Raw genomic sequence first — 19,719 nt, forward strand, 5'->3', positions numbered from 1 at the left:
GGTCTCTCCTTGTCCTATCGGACATGCGCCAGGGGAATGCTGACCTCGGCCAAGAGATCGAGATCGGCCTCGTGATCGATCTGGACATACTGGCCGTTCCAATAGGTCAGCCCGGACACCCGATGCGACAACTCCATGCTGGAGAGGCGTGCCACGATGATGCCGTGCGAATGCCGCTCGATGATCTCCTCCACCTGGCATTCGACCAACGCGAGCGACTGCGAGAGCAACGGCACGCCGGATGCACCGTAGGTCCAGGCTGCGCCCTCGAAGCGCTCTTTGCCTTTCAGCCGGCCATTGCTGAACCGCTCCGCAAGCGCCTCTTGGTCGGAACCGAGGATGTTGACGGCAAACTGCCGATGACGGGCGATCAGGGCGAAGCAAGAGGCCTGTCGGTTGATGCTGACCATTAACCGTGGCGGTGCCGCGCTGAGGGAGGTCAGCGAGGTCACGGTCATGCCCGTAATGTCCTCGCCTTGCCCTGCGGTAATGATGCAGACGCCGCCGGCCAGGCGGCGCATGACGAGGCGAAACTGACGCTCGATCTCATGATCCGCATCGACGAGGTGGATATCCGGCTTGCTCATCGGGCTTCTTCCTCTCTTTGCTTCGCCGGATCGCACTTCGTTTAGAAGAAGCCCTTGGCCGGCAATGGCGTGCCGCTGATCTCGTATTTTCCGATCGAGCGGGCCTTGAAGGTGTTCGGATTGTGCGAGGCCAGCGTCCGCGCGTTGCGCCAGTGACGGTCGAAATTGGTTGCCTTCTTGGTGGCGGACGCGCCGCCGACGTCGAACAGCAGGCTGCCGCTGCGGATCGCGAATTCATCCGCGACGATCTTGGCCTTGGCGGACAGCAGCGCCGCCCTGTGGGCCGCATCGACGGCGCTGGCATCGCCGGCATCGAATGCGTCGGTTGCCGCGTCGAGCGCTTCCGCGGCCGCTAGCACGACCGTCTCGGCGGCAAACGCGCCACTTGCGATCTGGCCGACGGTCTGTTGCAGCAGGGGGTCATCGGTCGGGACCTCGCTCGGCGCGTAGTAGAACGTGCGCTTGCGGGACCGCACCAGGGCGGTGGCGTCATTCAGGATGGCGCGCGCGATGCCGGCGTTGATCGCGGTCAGGAACAATTGTGCAAACGTGTTCGAATAGGGGATGCCGTAGCCGGCGTCAGGCGCATCGAACACGACTTCCTGACGTTTGACCCGCACGTTGCGGAAATAGGAGGTGCCGGTCGCGGTCAGCCGTTGCCCGAGGCCATCCCAGTCGTCGACCAATTCGATGCCTTCACGCTTGACGGGGATGAGAACGGCTGCGTTGGTGCCTGACGTGTCGGCGGTGCGGACGAGGACATAGTCGGAATAGAGCGTTCCCGTGCTGTAATACTTCGTGCCGTTCAACAGGTAGTCGTCACCGTCGGCCGTCAGCGTCGTGTTCGGCGTGACGTTGCCGACCTTGGGCGTATCGAGCTCGGTTGCCGCAAGCCCGATGATCGCGCCATCGGCAACCGCCTTTTGCCATTGCCTGTGCTGGTCGTCCTTTGGCTGGCGCACAAGGCGCTCCACCACGCTGAAATGATTGCGCAGGATGTGCGCGACATTGGCGTCGGCTTCGCCGAGGCGAATGACGATCTCGAACAGAGCGCGGATCGATACGCCGGCACCGCCGGCGTCAGTCGGAAGCCGCAGCGCGCCGAGGCGCGCCTTGCGGATGAGATCGATCTCGGCGAATGGCAGGACGCGTTCGCGCTCGCGGTCGCTGGAACCCTCCGCGATGCGGCTGAGAAGTGCATCAATGTCGGGCGATTGACTGTTCAAGCGGTCGGACGACTCGAGCGAGGTGGCGGTGAGGGGCTTGTTCATTGATGCGTTCCGGGATGACGTTGATTGGCGAGATCGTCCCACGATTTCCGATCAACAAGAATAGAGCGGTTTTCCAATTGTCGCAGGTTCCGGAGTTTTCTGGTTTATCGACGCGCGCGAGACGGCAAGGAATCTCTTTTGATGTGCGATTGCTTGATCTCTGGTCTCGTATTGCCGAAAAGACGCTGACCCGACCCAGAGAAACCGAAGAGACAGCACATGACGACACGACCGCTTCGCTTTGGCATCTGGGCGCTGGTGCACGGTTCACGGGCCGCCTATCAGGATCCCGAGGAGCCCTATGACGCGTCGTGGGAGCGCAATCGCGATCTCGTGCTTGCGGCCGAGGCGCTGGGATATGATTCCACGCTGATCGCGCAACACACGATCAATCCGCATCAGGAGGATCTGGATCAACTCGAAGCCTGGAGCGCGGCGTCGGCAATTGCCGCGGTGACCAGCAAGATCGAGATCATCGCAGCCATCAAGCCCTACCTCTATCATCCCGTCGTGCTGGCAAAGCTCGCGCTGGGAATCGAGAACATCAGCCGTGGACGCTTTGCCATCAATCTGGTCAACGCCTGGAACCGTCCGGAGCTGGACAAGGCCGGGATCGGATTCGCCGAGCATGATGCCCGCTACGGCTACGGCCGCGAATGGATCACGGTGGTGTCGCGCCTGATGCAGGGCGAGCGGCTAACCTACAAGGGCGAGCATTTTGATATCAGGGACTATGTGCTGCGCCCCACCAGCCTCTATCGGCCGCGGCCGTTGATCTATGTCGGCGGCGAATCCGAGCCGGCGCGCGACCTGGTTGCCGATCACGGCGACGTCTGGTTCATCAATGGGCAACCGCTGGAGGATGTCGCCGGCCTGATTGCCGATGTCGCGGCCCGGCCTCGGGCGGTGCAGCCGCTCCGCTTCGGCCTGTCCGCCTTCGTCATCGCGCGCGAGACGCAGGCGGAGGCTCAGGCCGCCTATCAGCGGTTGCTGGATCTCTCGAAGAAGGACGCGCCGATCAAGGCGATCCAGAAACAGAACACCGATCCGAAGGTCGTGATGATGCAGACGATGCAGAAGTCGGCGCGCGTCGGCAGCAACGGCGGAACCGCCGCAGGCCTGGTGGGCAGCTATGATGAGGTGGCAGACCGTATCGTGGCGTTCCATGCCGCCGGGATCGAATTGTTCATGCTGCAGTTCCAGCCGTTTGAGGCGGAGATGGAGCGTTTTGCGAAGGAGATCATCCCGCGCGTTCGGCGAACTGAGCCGCCGCCGGCGGTCGACAGATCGCCGGCTTTGGTCGGCTCAGGCCGACCGTCACGCTGAAACGAAGTCCGGCACGCTGGAGGCAAACCGGCTCGGCGGATGCGGCAGCCCGAGATGACTGCGCAGCGTGCTGCCGGCATAGTCATGCCGAAACAGCCCGCGCTTCTGCAGGATCGGCACCACGGTGTCGACGAACACCACGAGCCCGGAGGGCAGCACATCAGGCATCAGGTTGAAGCCATCAGCGGCGCCGGCCTTGAACCAGGCCTCGATGTCATCAGCGATCTGCTCGGGCGTGCCGACGATGATCCGGTGGCCAACCCCGCCGCCGAGGGCGCGCAGCAACTGCCGGACGGTGAGATTGCCGCGACGCGCGATGTTCACGGTTCCCTGGAACATGGTGTGGTTGGCGTTGGCCGGCAGCGGCAGCGGATCGGGCAGGGGCTTGTCGAGCTCAAGGATTGCGGGATCGACCTGCAAGGTACCGGCAAGGCGCGCGAGGCTGTACTCGATCGGAACCAGTTCCCAGAGTTCGTCCTGGCGCCGCTTGGCCTCGGCTTCGGTGCTTCCGATGACGGTGGCGAGGCCCGGCAGAATGACGATGGACTCACTGGCGCGGCCATAGGCGACGGCGCGGGTACGCAAATCGCGCGCATACGCGACACCTTCGTCGATGGTTTGCGCGAGCGTGAACACCGCTTCGGCCTGGGCGGCCGCGAGATCCCGGCCGTCGCTGGAGCCGCCGGCCTGAACGGTGACGGGGCGCCCTTGCGGCGAGCGCGGCACGTTGAGCGGGCCCGCCACGGTGTAATGCGCGCCACGATAGCCGATAGCATGGACCTTCGATGTGTCGACGAACCGCGCGGTCGCCTTGCCGCCGACAAAGGCATCGTCCTCCCAGCTGTCCCAGAGCGCGTGCACGACTTCGGCAAACTCCTTGGCGCGCTCGTAGCGCGCCTTGTGCTCGAGCACGCTGGGGAGACCGAAATTGCGGCTGGCTGAGGCATCGGCCGTGGTGACCGCATTCCAGCCGGCGCGGCCACCGCTCGCCAGATCCAGCGTCGCGAAACGGCGCGCGATGTTGTAGGGCTCGTTGTAGGTGGTCGATGCTGTCGCGATCAGCCCGATATGGGTGGTGGCGGCAGCAACCGTCGCCAGCACGATGGTCGGCTCCATCGACATGAACGACCGATAGTCGATGCGGTCGGTAATCGCCGGCGTGTCGGCGAGGAAGATCGCGTCGAGCTTGCCGCGCTCGGCGATCTGCGCAACCCGGACATAGTGACCGACGTCGAAGCAGGCGCGAGGGTCGCTCTCAGGCAACCGCCATGCCGAGGCGTAGACACCGGAATGCAGCAGATTGACGTTGAGGTGAAGTTGACGAGGGGGCATGACACGCCTTGTGCTGCGATGAGATCACCCAGCAAGTATCGCTCTGACGCGCGCAAGAAAACACAAGGCGGCCGGTCGCGGGCAAAAAGAAATATCTGTCTCCGCTGGCACGCTTGCACGCAATCTCGTGTCGCGCCGCGGTACGGCGTTGGAACAGCCGGCATCGCGCAACACAAATCTTCTTCCTGCGGCGACAACGGTGAAAGACTCGTCCAAGCCGTCGCAAATATCTGAAATTGCCAGACGAACTCGCACGCGTAACGATGTCGAGGTGACGCGCGGCATGATCGCGATCGATTCCGCCTGGAGACGTGGCCCATGAAGATCCCAACCCATCGCGCCGAGCGCGTGTCGGCGCCGGCCGGATCCGTTGAGTTCGACGCCGACGTGCTGGTGCTCGGCGGCGGACCGGCGGGGACCTGGGCGGCGGTGAGCGCAGCGGAGCGGGGAGCGCGTGTGGTGCTCGCCGACAAGGGATTTTGCGGCACCTCGGGGGCGACCGCGGCGGCGGGCACCGGTGTCTGGTACATCGATCCGGATCCGGCCTCGCGCGAAGCCGCGATGGCCAATCGCGAGAAGTTGGGAGGCTATCTGCAGGATCGCCGCTGGATGGCGCGGGTGCTCGATGGCACCTATCAGCAGAGCAATCGTCTGGCCGATTGGGGATACCCCTATCCGTTGGACGACCGCGGCAGGTCGCAGCGCAATTCGCTCCAGGGGCCGGAATATATGCGGCTGATGCGCAAGCGCACCAAACAGGCCGGCGTCACCATTCTCGATCACAGTCCGGCGCTCGAACTGCTTGTGGACGACGGCGGCGCTGTTGCGGGCGCCAGCGGCGTGCGCCGGCAGAAGCACGATCGCTGGACGGTGCGCGCCAAAGCGGTGGTGATCGCGACCGGCGGCTGCGCGTTCCTGAGCAAGACGCTTGGCTCCAACGTTCTGACCGGCGACGGCTATCTGATGGCCGCGGAGGTTGGTGCCGAATTCAGCAGCATGGAGTTTTCCAACCCCTACGCGATCTCGCCGGCGTTCGGCTCGGTGACCAAGACGCTGTTCTACGGCTGGGCGACCTTCAGCTATGAAGACGGCGGCGTCGTTTCAGGTGCGGCGTCCAAGGGCGGGCGCTCGGCGATTGCCCGCGCGCTGCTGCAGGGACCGGTTTACGCGCGCCTCGACAAGGCTGATGACGACGTCCAGCACCAGATGCGCGTGTCGCAGCCGAACTTCTTCCTGCCATTCGATCGCACCGGCATCGATCCCTTCAGGGACCGCTTTCCGGTCACGTTGCGGCTCGAGGGCACCGTCCGTGGCACCGGCGGCCTTCGTATCGTCGACGACAGCTGCGCCACCAGCGTGCCTGGACTTTACGCAGCCGGCGACGCGGCCACGCGCGAACTGATCTGCGGCGGCTTCACCGGCGGCGGCAGTCACAATGCCGCCTGGGCGATGTCGTCAGGGACATGGGCGGGGCAGGGCGCCGCCGACTATGCCGGGCAACTCGGCACGGCCATCGGGCGGAAACTATCGTCTGCGGGAACCATTGCGTTTCGTAGCCGGTCGCGGCGCGCCTTCGAGCCTGCGGTGCTGGCAAGGGCGGCCCAGGACGAGGTGTACCCGTACGAACTGAACTATTTCCGGGAAGCATCACGGTTGCAGGGGGCAATGGCGCGCCTTGACGCGGCATGGCTCGACGTTTCGGAGGCGGATGCAGCCAGCGAGGCCAATGTTTTGCGCGCCCGTGAAGCCGCGGCGATGCTGGCAACGGCGCGGTGGATGTACCGTAGCGCGCTGGCGCGGCCGGAAAGCCGTGGTATGCACCGCCGCGACGATTTCCCGGATCAGGACGACCGGCAGCGTCATTACGTGACCACTGGAGGCCTCGATGAGGTCTGGACCTCGGTCCGGCCGCATGCCGACGCGGCCTATGCGGAGGCTGCGGAATGATCGAAGTCATTGATGCCGGGCGCTGCACGTCCTGCGATATCTGCGTGAACGTCTGCCCGACCAACGTGTTTGAGAAGACGGATGGAATTCCGGTAATTGCCCGTCAGGGCGATTGCCAGACCTGCTTTCTCTGTGAACTTTATTGCCCCGAGGATGCGCTTTATGTCTCGCCGTTCGCGGATGAGACGCAGCCGGTCGATGTCGTCGCGCTCAAGCGAACGGACACGATGGGCAGCTACCGCCGGGCTGTCGGCTGGACCGATGACACCCGCGATCGCCGCGGCGTCGACCGCAGCTATCTGCTCTTTGGTCACTGAGTTCCGGGCTACGATCCGGGGCGACCAAGGCCACCTTGCAATCGGATGATTGAATGAACGTGCATCAACCCCTCGCGACCGTGCGAGCTGTCGAATCTGTCGCGCCTGCGCCGACTGCGAGCGACGCCATGGTGCGCTTTGAGGCAGTCTCGAAGGTCTATCCCGCCTATCGCGACAAGCCGAGCGTCCAGGCGCTGCGGGACGTCGATTTCGCGATTCCGCGCGGCTCGATCACCGGCGTGATCGGTCGCTCCGGTGCCGGCAAGTCGAGCCTGGTGCGGCTGATCAACGGTTTGGAGAAGCCATCGGCCGGCCGCGTCGTCGTCGATAACCGTGAAATCTCCGTGCTTGCGGGCCGCGAGCTGCGTCTGGCGCAGCGCTCGATCGGCATGATCTTCCAGCACTTCAATCTGTTGTCGTCGCGCACCGCCGCGGCCAATATCGCGTTGCCGCTCGAGATTGCCGGTTGGTCGAAGGCCGATATCGCCGTCCGCGTCGCGGAGTTGCTTGACCTCGTCGGCATATCAGACAAATACGACCGCTATCCGTCCGAGCTGTCCGGCGGCCAGAAGCAGCGCATCGGCATTGCCCGCGCGCTCGCCACGCGGCCGAACGTGCTGCTGTCAGATGAAGCCACTTCGGCGCTCGATCCGCAAACCACGCGTGCGATCCTGGATCTTCTGGCCAACATCAATCGTGAGCTCGGCGTCACGATCGTGCTGATCACCCACGAAATGTCGGTTGTTCGTCAGCTTGCCAGGGACGTCGTTGTGATCGACGACGGTCACCTCGTCGAGCGCGGGAACGTCGCCGACATTTTCACGCATCCCAAGCATCCGGTGACGCAGGCCTTCCTCTCGGAGGTGGTCGGGGACAGCGTGCCGGTGTCGTTGGCCAGCCGCCTCGTGGCGCAGCCGATCTCCGGCGGTAAGGCCGTTATTCGCGTGCAAGTGCAGGGCGTCGATGCCGGCAACACAATCGTCGCGCGGCTGGCGCGCGAACTCTCGATCGATGTCGCGCTGCTGTCGGCCCGTATCGACGAGATCGGCGGCCAGCAGGTCGGCTCGCTGACCTTGGCCATTCCTGGCGGTGAAGCCGCGGCGGCGCGGGCCGTATCCTATCTGTCCCAGCACAATTTCCCGGTGGAGCGCCTCGGCTATGTCGCGTGAACTCATCAACCTGATCATTCAGGCGACCGGCGAGAGCCTGTTCATGGTGTCGGTGGCCGCGCTGGTGGCGACCGCGTTCGGGCTTCCGATCGGAGTTTTCCTGGCGACCAGCCGGAAGGGCGAACTGTTCGCAGCGCCGGCCGTCAACGGCGTTCTTGGCATGGTCGTCAATGCGACCCGCTCCACTCCATTCATCATCCTGGTCGTCGCCATCATCCCGTTCACGCGGCTGATCGCAGGGACGTCGATTGGTTCGGGCGCTGCGATCGTGCCGCTCACCATCGCGGCGACGCCGTTCATCGCGCGTCTGGTCGAAGCAGCCATTCGGGAGGTCGACGGCGGATTGATCGAGACGGCGTCCTCATTCGGGGCCAGCCCGCTGCAGATCGTGTTCAAGGTCCTGATCCCGGAGGCGCTGCCCGGGCTGGTGCTGGCCCTGACGCTCGCGGTCGTCAGTTTGCTCGGCTATTCCGCGATGGTCGGCGCGGTCGGCGGCGGCGGTCTGGGCGATCTCGGCATCCGCTACGGCTATCAGCGTTTCATGCCCGAGATGATGCTCGCGGTTGTCGTGGTGCTGATTGCGCTGGTGCAGACGGTCCAGACCGTCGGCGACTATCTGGCGCGCCGGGTCAACCGCCGGCTGCGCCACCGTTGAACCAGGCGCACTTGTGGCGCGTCATGATGCGGTTCCGGTGACGTCGCGTGATCTCGCTTGGCTTTAGCCAGCAGACTCAGAAGCGCTCTCAAGCCTTGGATCGCTTGCGCGCTGGGCCTCTACGCCGCACGTCGGCTGGGGAAGATTGCACCGTCTGCGCCGGTAAGAGACCCGCTGCGCGATAGTTCTCGATCAACGAGTCAAACAGCGAAATATCAGAGCGACTCCTCGCCATGAGCTGCGCGCCGGCGACGGCGGCGAAGATAGCGCGCGCCCACTGTTCGCTCTCCCCGGAATTGACCACGGCCGCTGCGGACAGCACCTTGCCCAGCCACGCCACGTTGACATCGGCAAAGGCCTGGACCTCCTTCTTCACTTCTTCCGGCAGGTCATCGTACTCGGCAGCCATGAAGCTGCAGAGGCACATACGATTATCGGCCTCGAGCGACTTGCGAAAAATACCGGGATACTGCTGCAGGCAGCGGAAGGGATCCGAGGTTTCGGCCAACATCGACTCGAGCTCAGCCGCTGTGTCCTCCCAATAGCGCCTCGCGACCGCTGCGCCGAGATCAGCCTTGCTCGGGAAATGATGGTAGATGCTCGCGGCCTTGATGCCCACTTGGTCCGCGAGATCACGGAAATTCAGGCCGCTGTAGCCATGCGCCTGCGCCGTCCGTCTGGCGGCAGCCAGGATCGCCTCCTTGGAACTTAAACTCATCTCATGCCTTCCGTCACCGCCGGGAGTTATTTCTCCGGATTACCTACCAAGTGATAGATAGGGGCTTGACTGGGGAAAATAAAGGCCCATGTTCACCCTACCAAGTGACAGGTAGAATCTGCCGCAATAACCAACAAGTAGGAGACGCAGCCGTGACCAAAGAGATCATTTTTTCCGACGCAACCAAGCTGGCCGAACTGATCCGCACCAGGGAGGTTTCGCCGGTCGAGGTCGTGCAGGCGCACCTGGATCGCATCGCGGCGGTGAACCCGAGGATCAACGCGATCGTCACGCTCGCGGACGGTGCGCTCAAAGCCGCAAAGGCGGCGGAGGCCGCGGTATTGGCGGGCGACGAACTCGGCCCGCTGCATGGTGTCCCCTTCACGGTGAAAGACTCGATCGACACTGCCGATGTGGCGACCCAACGCGGCTCGCCGATCTTCAAGGGGCGCGTTCCCGACGTCGACGCGACGAGCGTCGCGCGAATGAAGAAGGCAGGCGGCATCCTGCTGGCGAAGACCAACCTTCCCGAATTCTCCTACTGGATCGAGAGCGATAACCTGCTCTCCGGCCGGTCGAACAACCCTTGGGACGTGACCCGCACTCCGGGCGGTTCGAGCGGCGGTGAATCGGCGGCTATCGCGGCGGGCATGTCGCCGATCGGTCTCGGCACCGATCTCGCGATCTCCGTGCGCGGCCCGGCCGCGCAAACCGGTATCACCTCAATGAAGGCGACCCATGGCCGCGTGCCCATGACTGGCATCTGGCCGCGCGCGCCGCGCCGCTTCTGGCATGTCGGGCCGATGGCGCGCTCGATTCGCGACCTCGCGCTCGCCTTCTCGCAACTGGTCGGGCCTGACGGCCGGGACGCGTTTGCCACCAGCACCGTCCAATTCGATGCGGGCATCGGCCGCCAGCCCCACCGCCAACTCCGCGTGGGCTGGATGGTCGGACCCGGCTTCGGGCCCGTCGATCCCGAGGTGGCGGCGACCGTCAAGGCCGCGGCCGAGGCGCTGAAGAACATCGGCGTCTTTGTCGAGCAGGTGAGCATCCCGGCGCTGGAGCGCGATTTCGCCCTCGACGTGTTCAACCGCCTCCATGTGATGGAGATGAAGCCCGCCTTCGCCGAGGCGACGGCCGGCCATGAGGACGAAATGTACAAGATGGCCAAGACCATGCTCTCGCTGCCCGACACGTCGATGAAGGACTATGTCGACGCCGAGCAGGCGGCCGAGCGGCTGCGCGACGGCTATGCCGACTACTTCTCGCGCTACGACGCGCTGATTACCCATGTGCTGCCGATCCCGGCCCACAAGCATGGCGTCGAGAAGTTCACCATCGACGGCCAGACCGTGGACGCCACCTACCTGCAGGGCGCGACCGTGCCACTCAACGTCACCGGCTTGCCCGGTCTGTCGATGCGCTTCGGCACGAGCAAGGAAGGGCTGCCGATCAACGTGCAGGTCGTCGGCAAGTGGCAAGCGGAGTCGATGATCCTGCATCTCGCATCTCTGCTCGAAAGCGTGAGCACCGTGCAGAACCTGCATCCAAACCTCTGACGACTACGGAAGGCCGGCTGGACCGCATCGGCAAGGCGCGCGTTGCTAACGCCGGCCTGGTCGGCCGGCTTGCCTCACCAGCAATCCAATGATCTGGAGCACGACATGACATACGCAATTCGATTGAAGCAATCCGGAGGACCTCAAGTTCTCGAGCTGGAACAGGTTGAACAGTCGGCCCCCGGTCCCGGCCAAGCCTGGATCGAACAGCATGCGATCGGCGTCAACTATCTCGATGTGACGCAACGCAACGGGGCCGTTCCGATTCCACTTCCGAACGGACTTGGACTGGAAGCGGCGGGGATCGTCGATTCGGTTGGCCCCGACGTCGAGAATGTCGTGGTCGGTGATCGGGTCGCATATGCCCTTGGTCCCCTGGGAAGCTACGCGACGGGACGGCTGTATCCTGTAAATCGTCTGGTGAAGCTCCCGGACGCCATCAGTTTTGAGGACGCGGCTGCCGTGGTTTTCAAGGGCATCACCGCTCAATACCTGATCAAGAGCACCTTCGCGGTCGGGCCGGGGACCGTCGTGTTGCTGTACGGAGCCGCAGGAGGGCTCGGACAGCTGCTCGTCCCTTGGGCAAAGCACCTTGGCGCATCCGTTGTCGGCGTGGTGTCGAAGGAAGCGAGCGTCGCACGTGCCAAGGCTGCGGGCTGCGACCATGTCCTGGTGTGGAGCGACAACCTGCCGGCGGACGTTGGCCGGGTAACCAATGGTCACAAGGCCGACGTGATCTATGACGGCATCGGACGCAAGACATTCGCGGCATCTCTCGATAGCCTGCATCAGCGCGGCACGCTGGTCTCCATCGGGGCATCCTCGGGATCCCCTCCGCCGGTGGAAGTCGGCACGCTCAACGCGAAAGGTTCGCTGTTCCTGACGCGTCCGGGCCTTCCCGCGCACGCGACCGATGTCGAGGAATATCGAAAGCGCGTCCTCGACGTGTTCGACGCGGTCGAACGCGGCGTGATCCGTCCCGCCATCTGGAAGACCTACGCCCTGTCTGATGTCGCCCAGGCGCATGAGGCACTTGAATCCGGAAAATCGGCCGGTGCGATCGTGCTGAAGCCGTAAATCAACCTTGCAATCGATGTCGTGCTCCACGCCGGCAAACGTGTCGCGAGAATCCGAAAGGATGCCTCACCGACCGTACAACAGACGCTAGGATCCCTTCGGCGCCCAGATCTTGATGTCGGTGGTATCCACCTTCTTCGGCAGAAGGCCCTCGGCGGTGAACGTATCGGCAATCCGCTGTTGTTCGGAAAGGCCCGCCGTGGTGACCACGCCGACCTTGTAGGAGCGATGGCTGTTGGCCTCCTCCACGGTAGAGGCGTCGATGCCCCAGAGACCGGCGAGCAGGCCGGCAGCCTCCCTGGGGTTGGCCTTCACCCACGCTCCGGTCTCGACAAGCTTGGCGAAGATCACGTTCAGCGCGTCGGAACGTTTTACGGCGAACGCAGCCGAGGCAAGATAATAACGTTTGTAGCTTGCAAGGCCGTTGCTGCCGTCGGTCAGGATGCGCGCGCCGGACTGGCTCCGCGCGCTGGTGAGGAACGGATCCCAGGCGACCCAGGCATCGACATTGCCGCTGACGAACGCCGCGCGACCGTCGGCCGGTGTCAGATAGGCCGGCGTGATGTCCTTGAAGGTCAATCCGGCCTTTGCGAGCACCGCCAGCAGCAGGAAGTGGCTGCCGGCGCCCTTGGTCACTGCGATCTTCTTGCCTTTGAGGTCGGCGAGCGACTTGATCGGCGAATCCTTCGGCACGAGAATCGCCTGTGCAGAGGGTGAGGCGGCTTCTTCTGCGACATACGCGAGCCTGGCGCCGGCGGCTTGCGCAAAGATCGGAACCGTGTCCGCGACGTCGGCGCCAAAATCGACGCTGCCGATGTTGATCGCTTCGAGCAGCGGCAAGCCGCTGGTGAATTCATGCCAGGACACGGTGATCCCGAGCGGCGCCAGTGCCTTTTCTAGCGCGCCATTGGTCTTCAGGATCGCCGTCAACGTGGACGATTTCTGATAGCCGATCCGGATTTCCTCAGCGGCTGCGGGTTGCAGCAAGGAGGCCATCGTCAGCAGTCCGAACGCTCCGAGGGCGAGCCGGCGCGTGATGGGCTTGATCTGAAGCGACGTGAAGAGGCGGGGTATCAGCAACATGTGCAGCATGTGCAGCGGTTTCCTGGAATGACTGAATTGCCGTCATTTGCGGGCCATCGCCGGCCCCTGGCAATTGCGGAAAATCCTCCTGGATTGGAGTAATCTTCTCCGTCGGCGGCAGATGCGAGAAGGACGTTCCAGGCGCGAAGGCGAGGCCTGTGCCGTCAGGTCCTGGCCATTCCGCCGTTCAAGTCATTCTATTTCTGGCGCGCGCATAGCCGTGGCAGCCCGCGAAGGCGAAAAATTTGAACTATCATTTCATTGATTTCAACCGCGGGGCGGGAGATGACCATCCCAGCTTTTTGATTTGCTCCATGGAGACCACGATGTCCTTTCGTTTCACTTTGGCGCTTGCGAGCGCATTTGCCGTATGGTCGGCGGCAGCCGCCGCCGAAACGATCAAGATCGGCGTCACGCCCGGGCCGCACGCGCAGATTCTCGAGGCGGTGAAGCCGATCGCGGCGAAGAACGGGCTCGAAATTCAGCTGATCGAATTCTCCGACTATGTCGTGCCCAATGCGGCGCTCGATGCCGGAGATATCCAGGCCAACTCGTTTCAGAACCAGCCTTATCTGGACAACCAGAAGGCCGACCGCGGCTACAAGATCGAGCAGGTGGGGCTGACGGTCAACTTCCCGATTGGCGTCTATTCCAAGAAGCACAAGGCCTGGGCTGACATTCCCGACGGCGGCAAGATATCGATTCCGAACGATCCCACCAACGGAGGACGGGCGCTGCTGCTGCTGCGCGACAAGGGCGCGATCAAGCTGAAAGACGGCGTCGGCTTCAAGCCGACGGTCCTGGACATCACGGAGAATCCCAAGAAGCTCAGGTTCGTCGAGGTTGACGCGGCGCAGGCGCCTCGCGCGCTCGACGATGTCGACGCCGGGGTCATCAACACGAACTATGCGACGCAGGCCGGGTTGGATCCGGTCAAGGACCCGATCCTGCGCGAGGATCCGAAGGGACCTTACGTCAATCTGATCGCGGTTCGCACCGCCGACAAGGATAAGCCGTGGGTCAAGATCCTGGTCGACAGCTATCACAGTCCGGAGATCAAGGACTTCGTCCTGACCAAGTTCAAGGGCGCCGTGCTGCCGAGCTGGTAGTTGCGGGCGGAACCAAGCATCTACAGACGTTGGAGACATTTGTGCGTATCTTGACTGCTATTGCCCTTGCCGTGCTGCTGGCCGGCGGCACCAGGGCCGAGACGATCCGGGTCGGGGTCACGGGTGGGCCGCACGCCGAGATTCTTGACGTCGTGAAGAAAGTGGCGGCCGGCCGCGGGCTCGACATCAAGGTCGTGGAATTCACCGATTACGTGGTTCCGAACCAGGCGCTCGCGTTGAGGGACCTCGAGGCCAATTCGTTCCAGCACGAGCCTTACCTGAAGAACCAGATCTCCAAGTCCGGTTGGAAGATCGTCAAGGTCGCCACGACGATTGCCTCGCCGCAAGGCGTCTATTCGTTGAAATACAAGACACTCGCCGACCTGCCTGAGGGGGCACGGGTGGCGATCGCCAACGATCCGTCGAACGGTGCACGCGGTCTGATGATCCTCGCGCTGCATGGCTTGATCAAGCTGAAGGACCCCAGCAACGTCGCCTCGACGATCGCCGATATCACCGACAATCCGAAGAAGCTCCGCTTCATCGAACTCGATGCCGCACAACTGCCGCGCTCGCTGCAGGATGTCGACCTGGTCTCGATCAACAACAACTATGCGGTGCAGGCCGGGCTCAATCCCGCCGTTGACGCCATCGCCCACGAGTCCGCCGATGGACCCTGGGTCAACATCCTTGCCGTACGCGAGGAGGACAAGGACAAGCCCTGGGTCAAGCAACTGATCGACGCCTATCACTCCGACGAGGTCAAGGCGTTCCTCGACCGACGCTTCAAGGGGACTTACATCCCGACCTGGTGAGCATCGAAAGAAACGATCACAGGCGGGGCGCAGTAGCGCGGATCGCGGCGGCCAGCGTCTTCAGCGAATGCCTGGCCTCGCGATCCCTGCGCGACAGATGAAGCACGACGGCGCGCGAAGGCAGTGCCGGGAGATCGAGCCGGCCGCCGACATCGATCGTTCCCGCCGGGGCAACCCGGCGGCCCAGGGCAGCAACGGCGAGGCCAGCCGAGACGGCGGCTCCGATCGTTGCAACGCCCCCGCCGACGAACACTTCGGTCCACGTGATGCCGGCACCATCCAGCGCTTCGATCGCCATGCTGCGGACGCTGCAGGGATCGGCCTGGGTCGCCAGACGCAGCGGCTCGCCGCGGTGATGTTCGAAATCGGATGACGCCATCCAGCCGAAGGCCTCCTGGATGATGACCTCTCCGCTGCGCCGACGGCTGTCTTGGCGCAGAACGATCGCCGCGTCGATGACGCCCCGATCGAACTGATCGAGGACATCGCGTGACGCTGCAACGCGGATCTCCAGCACAAGTCCCGGCTCGGCGTCGCGCATCCGTCGCAGCAAACGCGGCAGCTCGGAGCCGACGATATGATGGCTGACACCGACGATGAGCCGGCGCGGCGGAACGCCGAAGCAGCCGAGCGCGCTGTGATGTGCGGCGATGAAGGCACGCGCCGGCTGCAGGAACGCGTTGCCGTCAACCGAAAGCCGGACCAGCCGCGGCGTGCGCTCCAATAATCTGCGGCCCAGCGCGTCCTCGAGCCGCTTGATCTTCAGACTGACCGCGGACTGCGAGCTGTCCATCGCCTCGGCTGCGCGGGTGAAACTCTTCAGGTCGGCGGTGAGAACAAATGCCTGCACGGCTTCCGGATCAAGCACCTTCATGGTTCAATCATCTCATATTGAAATCATTGAAACACTATTTCATGCGGTTTTCGAATGATCAATACCGGCTTAGTTTCTGCGTAGTCACTCTACGCAAAGGGAATAGCCCGATGATCACCGCAAACTACGCTCACCGTCTGCCTGCAGATTACGACATTGCGCTTATTCGCGAGCGCGCGAAGAGGCGCGGAGTGATTTGGGATGCGGTGCCCGATCTCTTCTTCAAGGCCTTCCTGCTGCGCGAGCGCGGCCGTTACGGCGCCATCGCCAGCAGTTATTCCTCGCTCTATCTGTGGCGGCACGACGAGGCGTTCCGCGACTTCCTTGTCAGTGGCCGGTACAAGGTCGTGACCGACGGCTTCGGTCGCGCGGAGATTCAGACCGGCTTTGCCCTGGATGCCCGCAGAGGCCGCGGACAGGTCGCCCGCTTTGCCTACAAGGATGAACGAAAGATCGCGCCGGATGCCGACCTGACGGCGACCTTTGCCGCCGAGATCGAGCGCAATCACAAGGAATCCGAAAAGGCCGGCGCGGTCGCCGCCATCATCGCCATCGACGCGAAGAACTGGACCCTGACACGGCTTCTGTTGTCCGAACACGAGCCTGACGGCGAGCAGCGCGGCGAAGCCTACGAAATTCTGCATCTGGCCAGGCCGCTGCTCGACACGCTGCCGCGTGCAGACCAGTGACCGCGCCCGCATCGGTGCCGCTGTGCTACTCAGCGGCGTCGGAGCGGACCGTGCCGGAGCCGGGCGAGGGCGCCCGGCGGAAGCCCGCACCCGGATGCGTGGCGTGGAGCAGCGGTCCGCGTCCGGGGAACAGCTTTTCGCGTAACGTGCCTTCGCGATAGGCCGTCTTGTAGACACCGCGCGACTGCAATTCCAGCACCACGAGGTCGACAAATGCGGTGAGCGATTCGGGTGCAACGAGCCGGAACAGGTTGAAGCCGTCGACGTCGGTTTCATCGGCCCAGGCGATCAACTCGTCCGCCACATCCTGCGGCGAGCCGACCACAAAGGGCGATCGCGCGCCGACGCGGCTGAGCGTCGCGAGATCGCCGACCTTGACTGGGCGATCGCTGCGCAGCGTAAAGTTCTCGACCATCGACTGGATGGCGTTGCTCTCGACATATTGCACCGCCTGGTCGGGGCGGTAGGTCGAGAAATCGATGCCGGTCCAGCCCGAGAGCAAAGCGAGCTGGCCGGTCTGATCGACATGCGCGGCGTAGTCCTCGAGCAGATCGTTGGCTTCCGCGCGGGTTGGTGCGACGATCACGGTCGCCCCGGCAAACAGGCGGATATCATAGGGATCGCGGCCGAACTCCTTTGCGGCGTCCCTGATATCGCGAACGATGCGTGCGAGAATCGGTTTGGTCTGGCCATTGAGGAAGATCGCTTCGGCATGCCTTGCCGCGAAGGCGCGGCCGCGGTTCGAGGTTCCGGCTTGATACAACAGCGGCGTTCGCTGCGGCGAGGGCTCGGCGAGGTGGATGCCATCGACCTTGTAATGACGTCCCTCGTGACGAACCGGATGGATCTTGGCCGGATCGGTGAAGATGCTGGACGCACGGTCGCGGCGGACCGCGCCATCCTCCCAACTGCCTTCCCACAATTTGTAGGTCGCGGCGAGGAACTCCTCGGCCGCCTCGTAACGCTCGTCATGCGCACGATTGGCATCAAGCCCCATCCCGCGTGCGCCGCTGTCGAGATAGCCGGTGACGATGTTCCAGCCGATCCGTCCGTTGGTGAGGTGGTCGAGCGTCGAGAAACGGCGGGCGAATTGGTAGGGGTGCTCGTAGGTGAGGTTGGACGTAATGCCGAAGCCGAGATGTTTTGTGACCAGCGCCATGGCAGAAACGAGCAGCGTCGGCTCGGCATTCGGCAACTGCACGGCGTGGGTCAGCGCGGTCTCCGAACTGCTGCCATAGACGTCATAGGTGCCGAACACGTCGGCCAGGAAGATGCCGTCGAGCAGCCCGCGCTCGGCCGTCCTGGCATAGTCGACCCAATAGTCCAGCGAATTGTAGTTGAGCGAGGTGTCGCGCGGGTGCGACCACAGGCCGGCCCAATTGTGGCTCGGCGCCATCATGTTGAACGCGTTGAAACGAAGTTCTCTGGATTGGGCCATCGATTTGTTCCGGCAATATGGGTGCTGGGAAGGTTTATCATTTCACCGGGGTGGCTTTGTTTTCTATTCGGCTGGCCGGCATCAAAATCGTGCTCCGCTTCAATTCCTGCTCAGCAGAGTTTCGCTCTTTCTCTTCTGCGTCACGGATCGAGGCGGGAAATGCTGCAGCACAATTCGCTCCCATTTGCAGAATTGCGCTGCGGGAGTTCGTCGTGTCGCGCGTCAGTCGCGGCGCGGATGCGGCGAAATAAAAGCTACGCGATCGGTGCATCGCCTGAAAGATTCTCGGCGCAATGCCGTGAGGAGCCGGCACGCTCATCGCTATTTTCCTAGACGTCTCGACAGAGGCAAAGGCGCCGCGCATCATTTCAGAACGCGTGGCGCTTGGTTCACGGATCTCAGGAGATTTCGAAATGCCGGTCGAAACAAAGAATGCCGAAACTCTCGCCTTGCATGGGGGGTCCTATCGGGCCGATCCAGCGACCGGAGCGGTCGCCGTTCCAATCTACCAGACGACCTCGTTTCAGTTCGAGAACACCGATCGTGCCTCGAGGCTGTTCGCGCTGGAAGCGATCGGGCAAATCTACACCCGGATCAAGAACCCGACCACCGATGCCTTCGAGGAGCGATTGGCGGCGCTGGAGGGAGGTGTCGGCGCGCTGGCCGTGGCGTCGGGCCAGTCGGCGACGGCCTACGCGATCTTCAACATCGCCCAGGCCGGCGACAATATCGTTTCATCGACCGATCTCTATGGTGGCACCTGGACGCTGCTGTCGCAGACGTTGAAGCAATTTGGCATCGAGGTCCGCTTCGTCGATCCGGCAGACCCCGAGAATTTTCGCCGGGTTACCGACGCGAAGACCCGCGCTTACTTCGCTGAAACCCTTCCGAACCCGAAGCTCAATGTGTTCCCGATCCGGGAAGTCGCGGATACCGGACGTTCGCTGGGCGTGCCGCTCATTCTCGACAACACGGCCGTGCCGCTCATTGCGCGCCCCTTCGACCACGGCGCCGCGATCGTGGTCTACTCGACGACGAAATATATCGGTGGCCACGGCACGTCGATCGGCGGCGCGATCATCGATGGCGGCAATTTCGACTGGGCGGCGCATGCCGAGCGTTTCCCGTTGCTGAATCAGCCGGACGACGCCTATCACGGCGCGATCTGGACCGAGGCGGCCAAGCCGTTCGGCCCGATCGCGTACATCCTGCGTGCGCGCGTCAAGGTGCTGCGCGATCTCGGCGCCGCGCTTGCGCCGCAGAACGCCTTTCAGTTCATCCAGGGGCTCGAGACGCTGCCGCTGCGGCTGCGTCAGCATAACGAGAATGCAGTCAAGGTCGCCAACTTCCTCGCAAGGCAGCCCACAGTCTCGCATGTGATCTTCCCCGGCCTGCAGAGCGGGGAGAACCGGCGCCGCGCTGACACTTATCTCAAGGGCGGCTTTGGTGGATTGGTCGGATTCGAATTGAAGGGCGGTATCGAAGCCGGCCGCCGTTTCATCGATGCGCTGAAGTTGTTCTATCACGTCGCCAATATCGGCGATGCCCGCTCGCTGGCGATCCATCCCGCCTCGACCACCCACCAGCAACTTACCGGGGCGGAGCAGCTCTCGGCCGGCGTGACGCCTGGCTATGTGCGCCTTTCGGTCGGGATCGAGCATCCTGACGATATCCTCGCCGATCTCACCCAGGCCCTCGCTCAAGCCGAAATTGGCGACAGCGCCCGCAAGGCGGCCTGATCGACAACCCAACA

General features: G+C 63.4%; 19 protein-coding genes. 11 read left to right on the forward strand and 8 right to left on the reverse strand.

Annotated elements, in window-relative coordinates:
- Positions 1–14: 14 nt before the first annotated feature.
- Complete coding sequence (locus UP10_RS14740) at positions 15–587, reverse strand: flavin reductase family protein (RefSeq protein WP_044588048.1); 573 nt, start codon at positions 585–587, stop codon at positions 15–17.
- Between the two features lie 41 nt (positions 588–628).
- Entirely contained in the window at positions 629–1,858 is a 1,230-nt protein-coding gene (locus tag UP10_RS14745) for an acyl-CoA dehydrogenase family protein (RefSeq protein WP_044588049.1), read from the reverse strand.
- A gap of 219 nt (positions 1,859–2,077) precedes the next feature.
- Between UP10_RS14745 and UP10_RS14750 the strand changes: the two genes are divergently transcribed.
- Entirely contained in the window at positions 2,078–3,184 is a 1,107-nt protein-coding gene (locus UP10_RS14750) for an LLM class flavin-dependent oxidoreductase (protein WP_044588050.1), read from the forward strand.
- On the opposite strand, the gene UP10_RS14755 is transcribed toward UP10_RS14750, so the two are convergent.
- Positions 3,176–4,516 (reverse strand): LLM class flavin-dependent oxidoreductase, encoded by a 1,341-nt coding sequence (locus tag UP10_RS14755; RefSeq protein ID WP_044588051.1) that lies wholly within the window; start codon positions 4,514–4,516, stop codon positions 3,176–3,178. The genes UP10_RS14750 and UP10_RS14755 overlap by 9 nt on opposite strands.
- 318 nt (positions 4,517–4,834) lie before the next feature.
- Here UP10_RS14755 and UP10_RS14760 point away from each other — a divergent pair, with 318 nt between their 5' ends.
- From UP10_RS14760 to UP10_RS14775, 4 genes are read left to right on the forward strand one after another with little or no spacing between them, the layout of a single operon-like run.
- On the forward strand, positions 4,835–6,463 hold the full coding sequence (locus tag UP10_RS14760) for an FAD-dependent oxidoreductase (RefSeq protein WP_044588052.1): 1,629 nt from the start codon (positions 4,835–4,837) through the stop codon (positions 6,461–6,463).
- On the forward strand, positions 6,460–6,780 hold the full coding sequence (locus UP10_RS14765) for a 4Fe-4S dicluster domain-containing protein (protein ID WP_044588053.1): 321 nt from the start codon (positions 6,460–6,462) through the stop codon (positions 6,778–6,780). Before UP10_RS14760 ends, UP10_RS14765 begins: the two co-directional genes overlap by 4 nt.
- A 53-nt stretch (positions 6,781–6,833) precedes the next feature.
- Positions 6,834–7,949, forward strand: a complete 1,116-nt coding sequence (locus UP10_RS14770) for a methionine ABC transporter ATP-binding protein (protein ID WP_044588054.1) — start codon at positions 6,834–6,836, stop codon at positions 7,947–7,949.
- A complete protein-coding gene (locus tag UP10_RS14775) occupies positions 7,939–8,604 on the forward strand; it encodes a methionine ABC transporter permease (protein ID WP_044588055.1) in 666 nt (221 codons plus the stop codon). The genes UP10_RS14770 and UP10_RS14775 overlap by 11 nt, the downstream gene beginning before the upstream one ends.
- An 88-nt stretch (positions 8,605–8,692) precedes the next feature.
- Here the strand turns inward: UP10_RS14775 and UP10_RS14780 are convergent, their stop codons facing one another.
- Positions 8,693–9,322, reverse strand: a complete 630-nt coding sequence (locus UP10_RS14780) for a TetR/AcrR family transcriptional regulator (protein WP_082077118.1) — start codon at positions 9,320–9,322, stop codon at positions 8,693–8,695.
- 152 nt (positions 9,323–9,474) lie between these two features.
- Here UP10_RS14780 and UP10_RS14785 point away from each other — a divergent pair, with 152 nt between their 5' ends.
- Entirely contained in the window at positions 9,475–10,881 is a 1,407-nt protein-coding gene (locus tag UP10_RS14785; RefSeq protein ID WP_044588056.1) for an amidase, read from the forward strand.
- Between the two features lie 105 nt (positions 10,882–10,986).
- Positions 10,987–11,958 carry a quinone oxidoreductase family protein gene (locus tag UP10_RS14790; RefSeq protein WP_044588057.1) on the forward strand — a complete coding sequence of 324 codons (972 nt, stop codon included), beginning with the start codon at positions 10,987–10,989 and terminating at the stop codon, positions 11,956–11,958.
- A gap of 87 nt (positions 11,959–12,045) precedes the next feature.
- On the opposite strand, the gene UP10_RS14795 is transcribed toward UP10_RS14790, so the two are convergent.
- Positions 12,046–13,041 (reverse strand): aliphatic sulfonate ABC transporter substrate-binding protein, encoded by a 996-nt coding sequence (locus tag UP10_RS14795; protein WP_156180041.1) that lies wholly within the window; start codon positions 13,039–13,041, stop codon positions 12,046–12,048.
- Positions 13,042–13,355: 314 nt separating this feature from the next.
- On the opposite strand from UP10_RS14795, the gene UP10_RS14800 reads away from it, so the two are divergent.
- Together UP10_RS14800 and UP10_RS14805 are read left to right on the forward strand one after the other, a co-directional pair.
- Positions 13,356–14,150, forward strand: a complete 795-nt coding sequence (locus UP10_RS14800; protein WP_044588059.1) for a MetQ/NlpA family ABC transporter substrate-binding protein — start codon at positions 13,356–13,358, stop codon at positions 14,148–14,150.
- A gap of 41 nt (positions 14,151–14,191) precedes the next feature.
- Entirely contained in the window at positions 14,192–14,965 is a 774-nt protein-coding gene (locus UP10_RS14805) for a MetQ/NlpA family ABC transporter substrate-binding protein (protein ID WP_044588265.1), read from the forward strand.
- A 16-nt stretch (positions 14,966–14,981) separates the two neighbouring features.
- Here the strand turns inward: UP10_RS14805 and UP10_RS14810 are convergent, their stop codons facing one another.
- Positions 14,982–15,839 carry a LysR family transcriptional regulator gene (locus UP10_RS14810; protein WP_044588060.1) on the reverse strand — a complete coding sequence of 286 codons (858 nt, stop codon included), beginning with the start codon at positions 15,837–15,839 and terminating at the stop codon, positions 14,982–14,984.
- Here UP10_RS14810 and UP10_RS14815 point away from each other — a divergent pair.
- Positions 15,806–16,528 carry a DUF4865 family protein gene (locus UP10_RS14815; protein ID WP_197086812.1) on the forward strand — a complete coding sequence of 241 codons (723 nt, stop codon included), beginning with the start codon at positions 15,806–15,808 and terminating at the stop codon, positions 16,526–16,528. The genes UP10_RS14810 and UP10_RS14815 overlap by 34 nt on opposite strands.
- A gap of 25 nt (positions 16,529–16,553) precedes the next feature.
- Here UP10_RS14815 and UP10_RS14820 read toward each other — a convergent pair whose 3' ends face one another.
- Positions 16,554–17,966, reverse strand: coding sequence for an LLM class flavin-dependent oxidoreductase (locus UP10_RS14820; RefSeq protein ID WP_044588062.1), 1,413 nt, complete (start codon positions 17,964–17,966; stop codon positions 16,554–16,556).
- A gap of 37 nt (positions 17,967–18,003) precedes the next feature.
- Complete coding sequence (locus tag UP10_RS44215) at positions 18,004–18,285, reverse strand: hypothetical protein (RefSeq protein WP_156179960.1); 282 nt, start codon at positions 18,283–18,285, stop codon at positions 18,004–18,006.
- Between the two features lie 94 nt (positions 18,286–18,379).
- On the opposite strand from UP10_RS44215, the gene UP10_RS14825 reads away from it, so the two are divergent.
- Positions 18,380–19,705, forward strand: a complete 1,326-nt coding sequence (locus UP10_RS14825) for an O-acetylhomoserine aminocarboxypropyltransferase/cysteine synthase family protein (protein WP_044588063.1) — start codon at positions 18,380–18,382, stop codon at positions 19,703–19,705.
- The last annotated feature ends 14 nt before the right edge of the window (positions 19,706–19,719 follow it).

The organism is Bradyrhizobium sp. LTSPM299 (assembly GCF_000938235.1).
Classification (GTDB): Bacteria; Pseudomonadota; Alphaproteobacteria; order Rhizobiales; family Xanthobacteraceae; genus Bradyrhizobium.

Excerpts from the sequence above, each read along its gene's own strand:
- UP10_RS14740 (WP_044588048.1), bottom strand. The coding sequence starts at position 587 with ATGAGCAAGCCGGATATCCACCTCGTCGATGCGGATCATGAGATCGAG.
- UP10_RS14745 (WP_044588049.1), bottom strand. The coding sequence starts at position 1,858 with ATGAACAAGCCCCTCACCGCCACCTCGCTCGAGTCGTCCGACCGCTTG.
- UP10_RS14750 (WP_044588050.1), top strand. The coding sequence starts at position 2,078 with ATGACGACACGACCGCTTCGCTTTGGCATCTGGGCGCTGGTGCACGGT.
- UP10_RS14755 (WP_044588051.1), bottom strand. The coding sequence starts at position 4,516 with ATGCCCCCTCGTCAACTTCACCTCAACGTCAATCTGCTGCATTCCGGT.
- UP10_RS14760 (WP_044588052.1), top strand. The coding sequence starts at position 4,835 with ATGAAGATCCCAACCCATCGCGCCGAGCGCGTGTCGGCGCCGGCCGGA.
- UP10_RS14765 (WP_044588053.1), top strand. The coding sequence starts at position 6,460 with ATGATCGAAGTCATTGATGCCGGGCGCTGCACGTCCTGCGATATCTGC.
- UP10_RS14770 (WP_044588054.1), top strand. The coding sequence starts at position 6,834 with ATGAACGTGCATCAACCCCTCGCGACCGTGCGAGCTGTCGAATCTGTC.
- UP10_RS14775 (WP_044588055.1), top strand. The coding sequence starts at position 7,939 with ATGTCGCGTGAACTCATCAACCTGATCATTCAGGCGACCGGCGAGAGC.
- UP10_RS14780 (WP_082077118.1), bottom strand. The coding sequence starts at position 9,322 with ATGAGTTTAAGTTCCAAGGAGGCGATCCTGGCTGCCGCCAGACGGACG.
- UP10_RS14790 (WP_044588057.1), top strand. The coding sequence starts at position 10,987 with ATGACATACGCAATTCGATTGAAGCAATCCGGAGGACCTCAAGTTCTC.
- UP10_RS14795 (WP_156180041.1), bottom strand. The coding sequence starts at position 13,041 with ATGTTGCTGATACCCCGCCTCTTCACGTCGCTTCAGATCAAGCCCATC.
- UP10_RS14800 (WP_044588059.1), top strand. The coding sequence starts at position 13,356 with ATGGAGACCACGATGTCCTTTCGTTTCACTTTGGCGCTTGCGAGCGCA.
- UP10_RS14815 (WP_197086812.1), top strand. The coding sequence starts at position 15,806 with ATGCCTGCACGGCTTCCGGATCAAGCACCTTCATGGTTCAATCATCTC.
- UP10_RS14810 (WP_044588060.1), bottom strand. The coding sequence starts at position 15,839 with ATGAAGGTGCTTGATCCGGAAGCCGTGCAGGCATTTGTTCTCACCGCC.
- UP10_RS14820 (WP_044588062.1), bottom strand. The coding sequence starts at position 17,966 with ATGGCCCAATCCAGAGAACTTCGTTTCAACGCGTTCAACATGATGGCG.
- UP10_RS44215 (WP_156179960.1), bottom strand. The coding sequence starts at position 18,285 with ATGAGCGTGCCGGCTCCTCACGGCATTGCGCCGAGAATCTTTCAGGCG.
- UP10_RS14825 (WP_044588063.1), top strand. The coding sequence starts at position 18,380 with ATGCCGGTCGAAACAAAGAATGCCGAAACTCTCGCCTTGCATGGGGGG.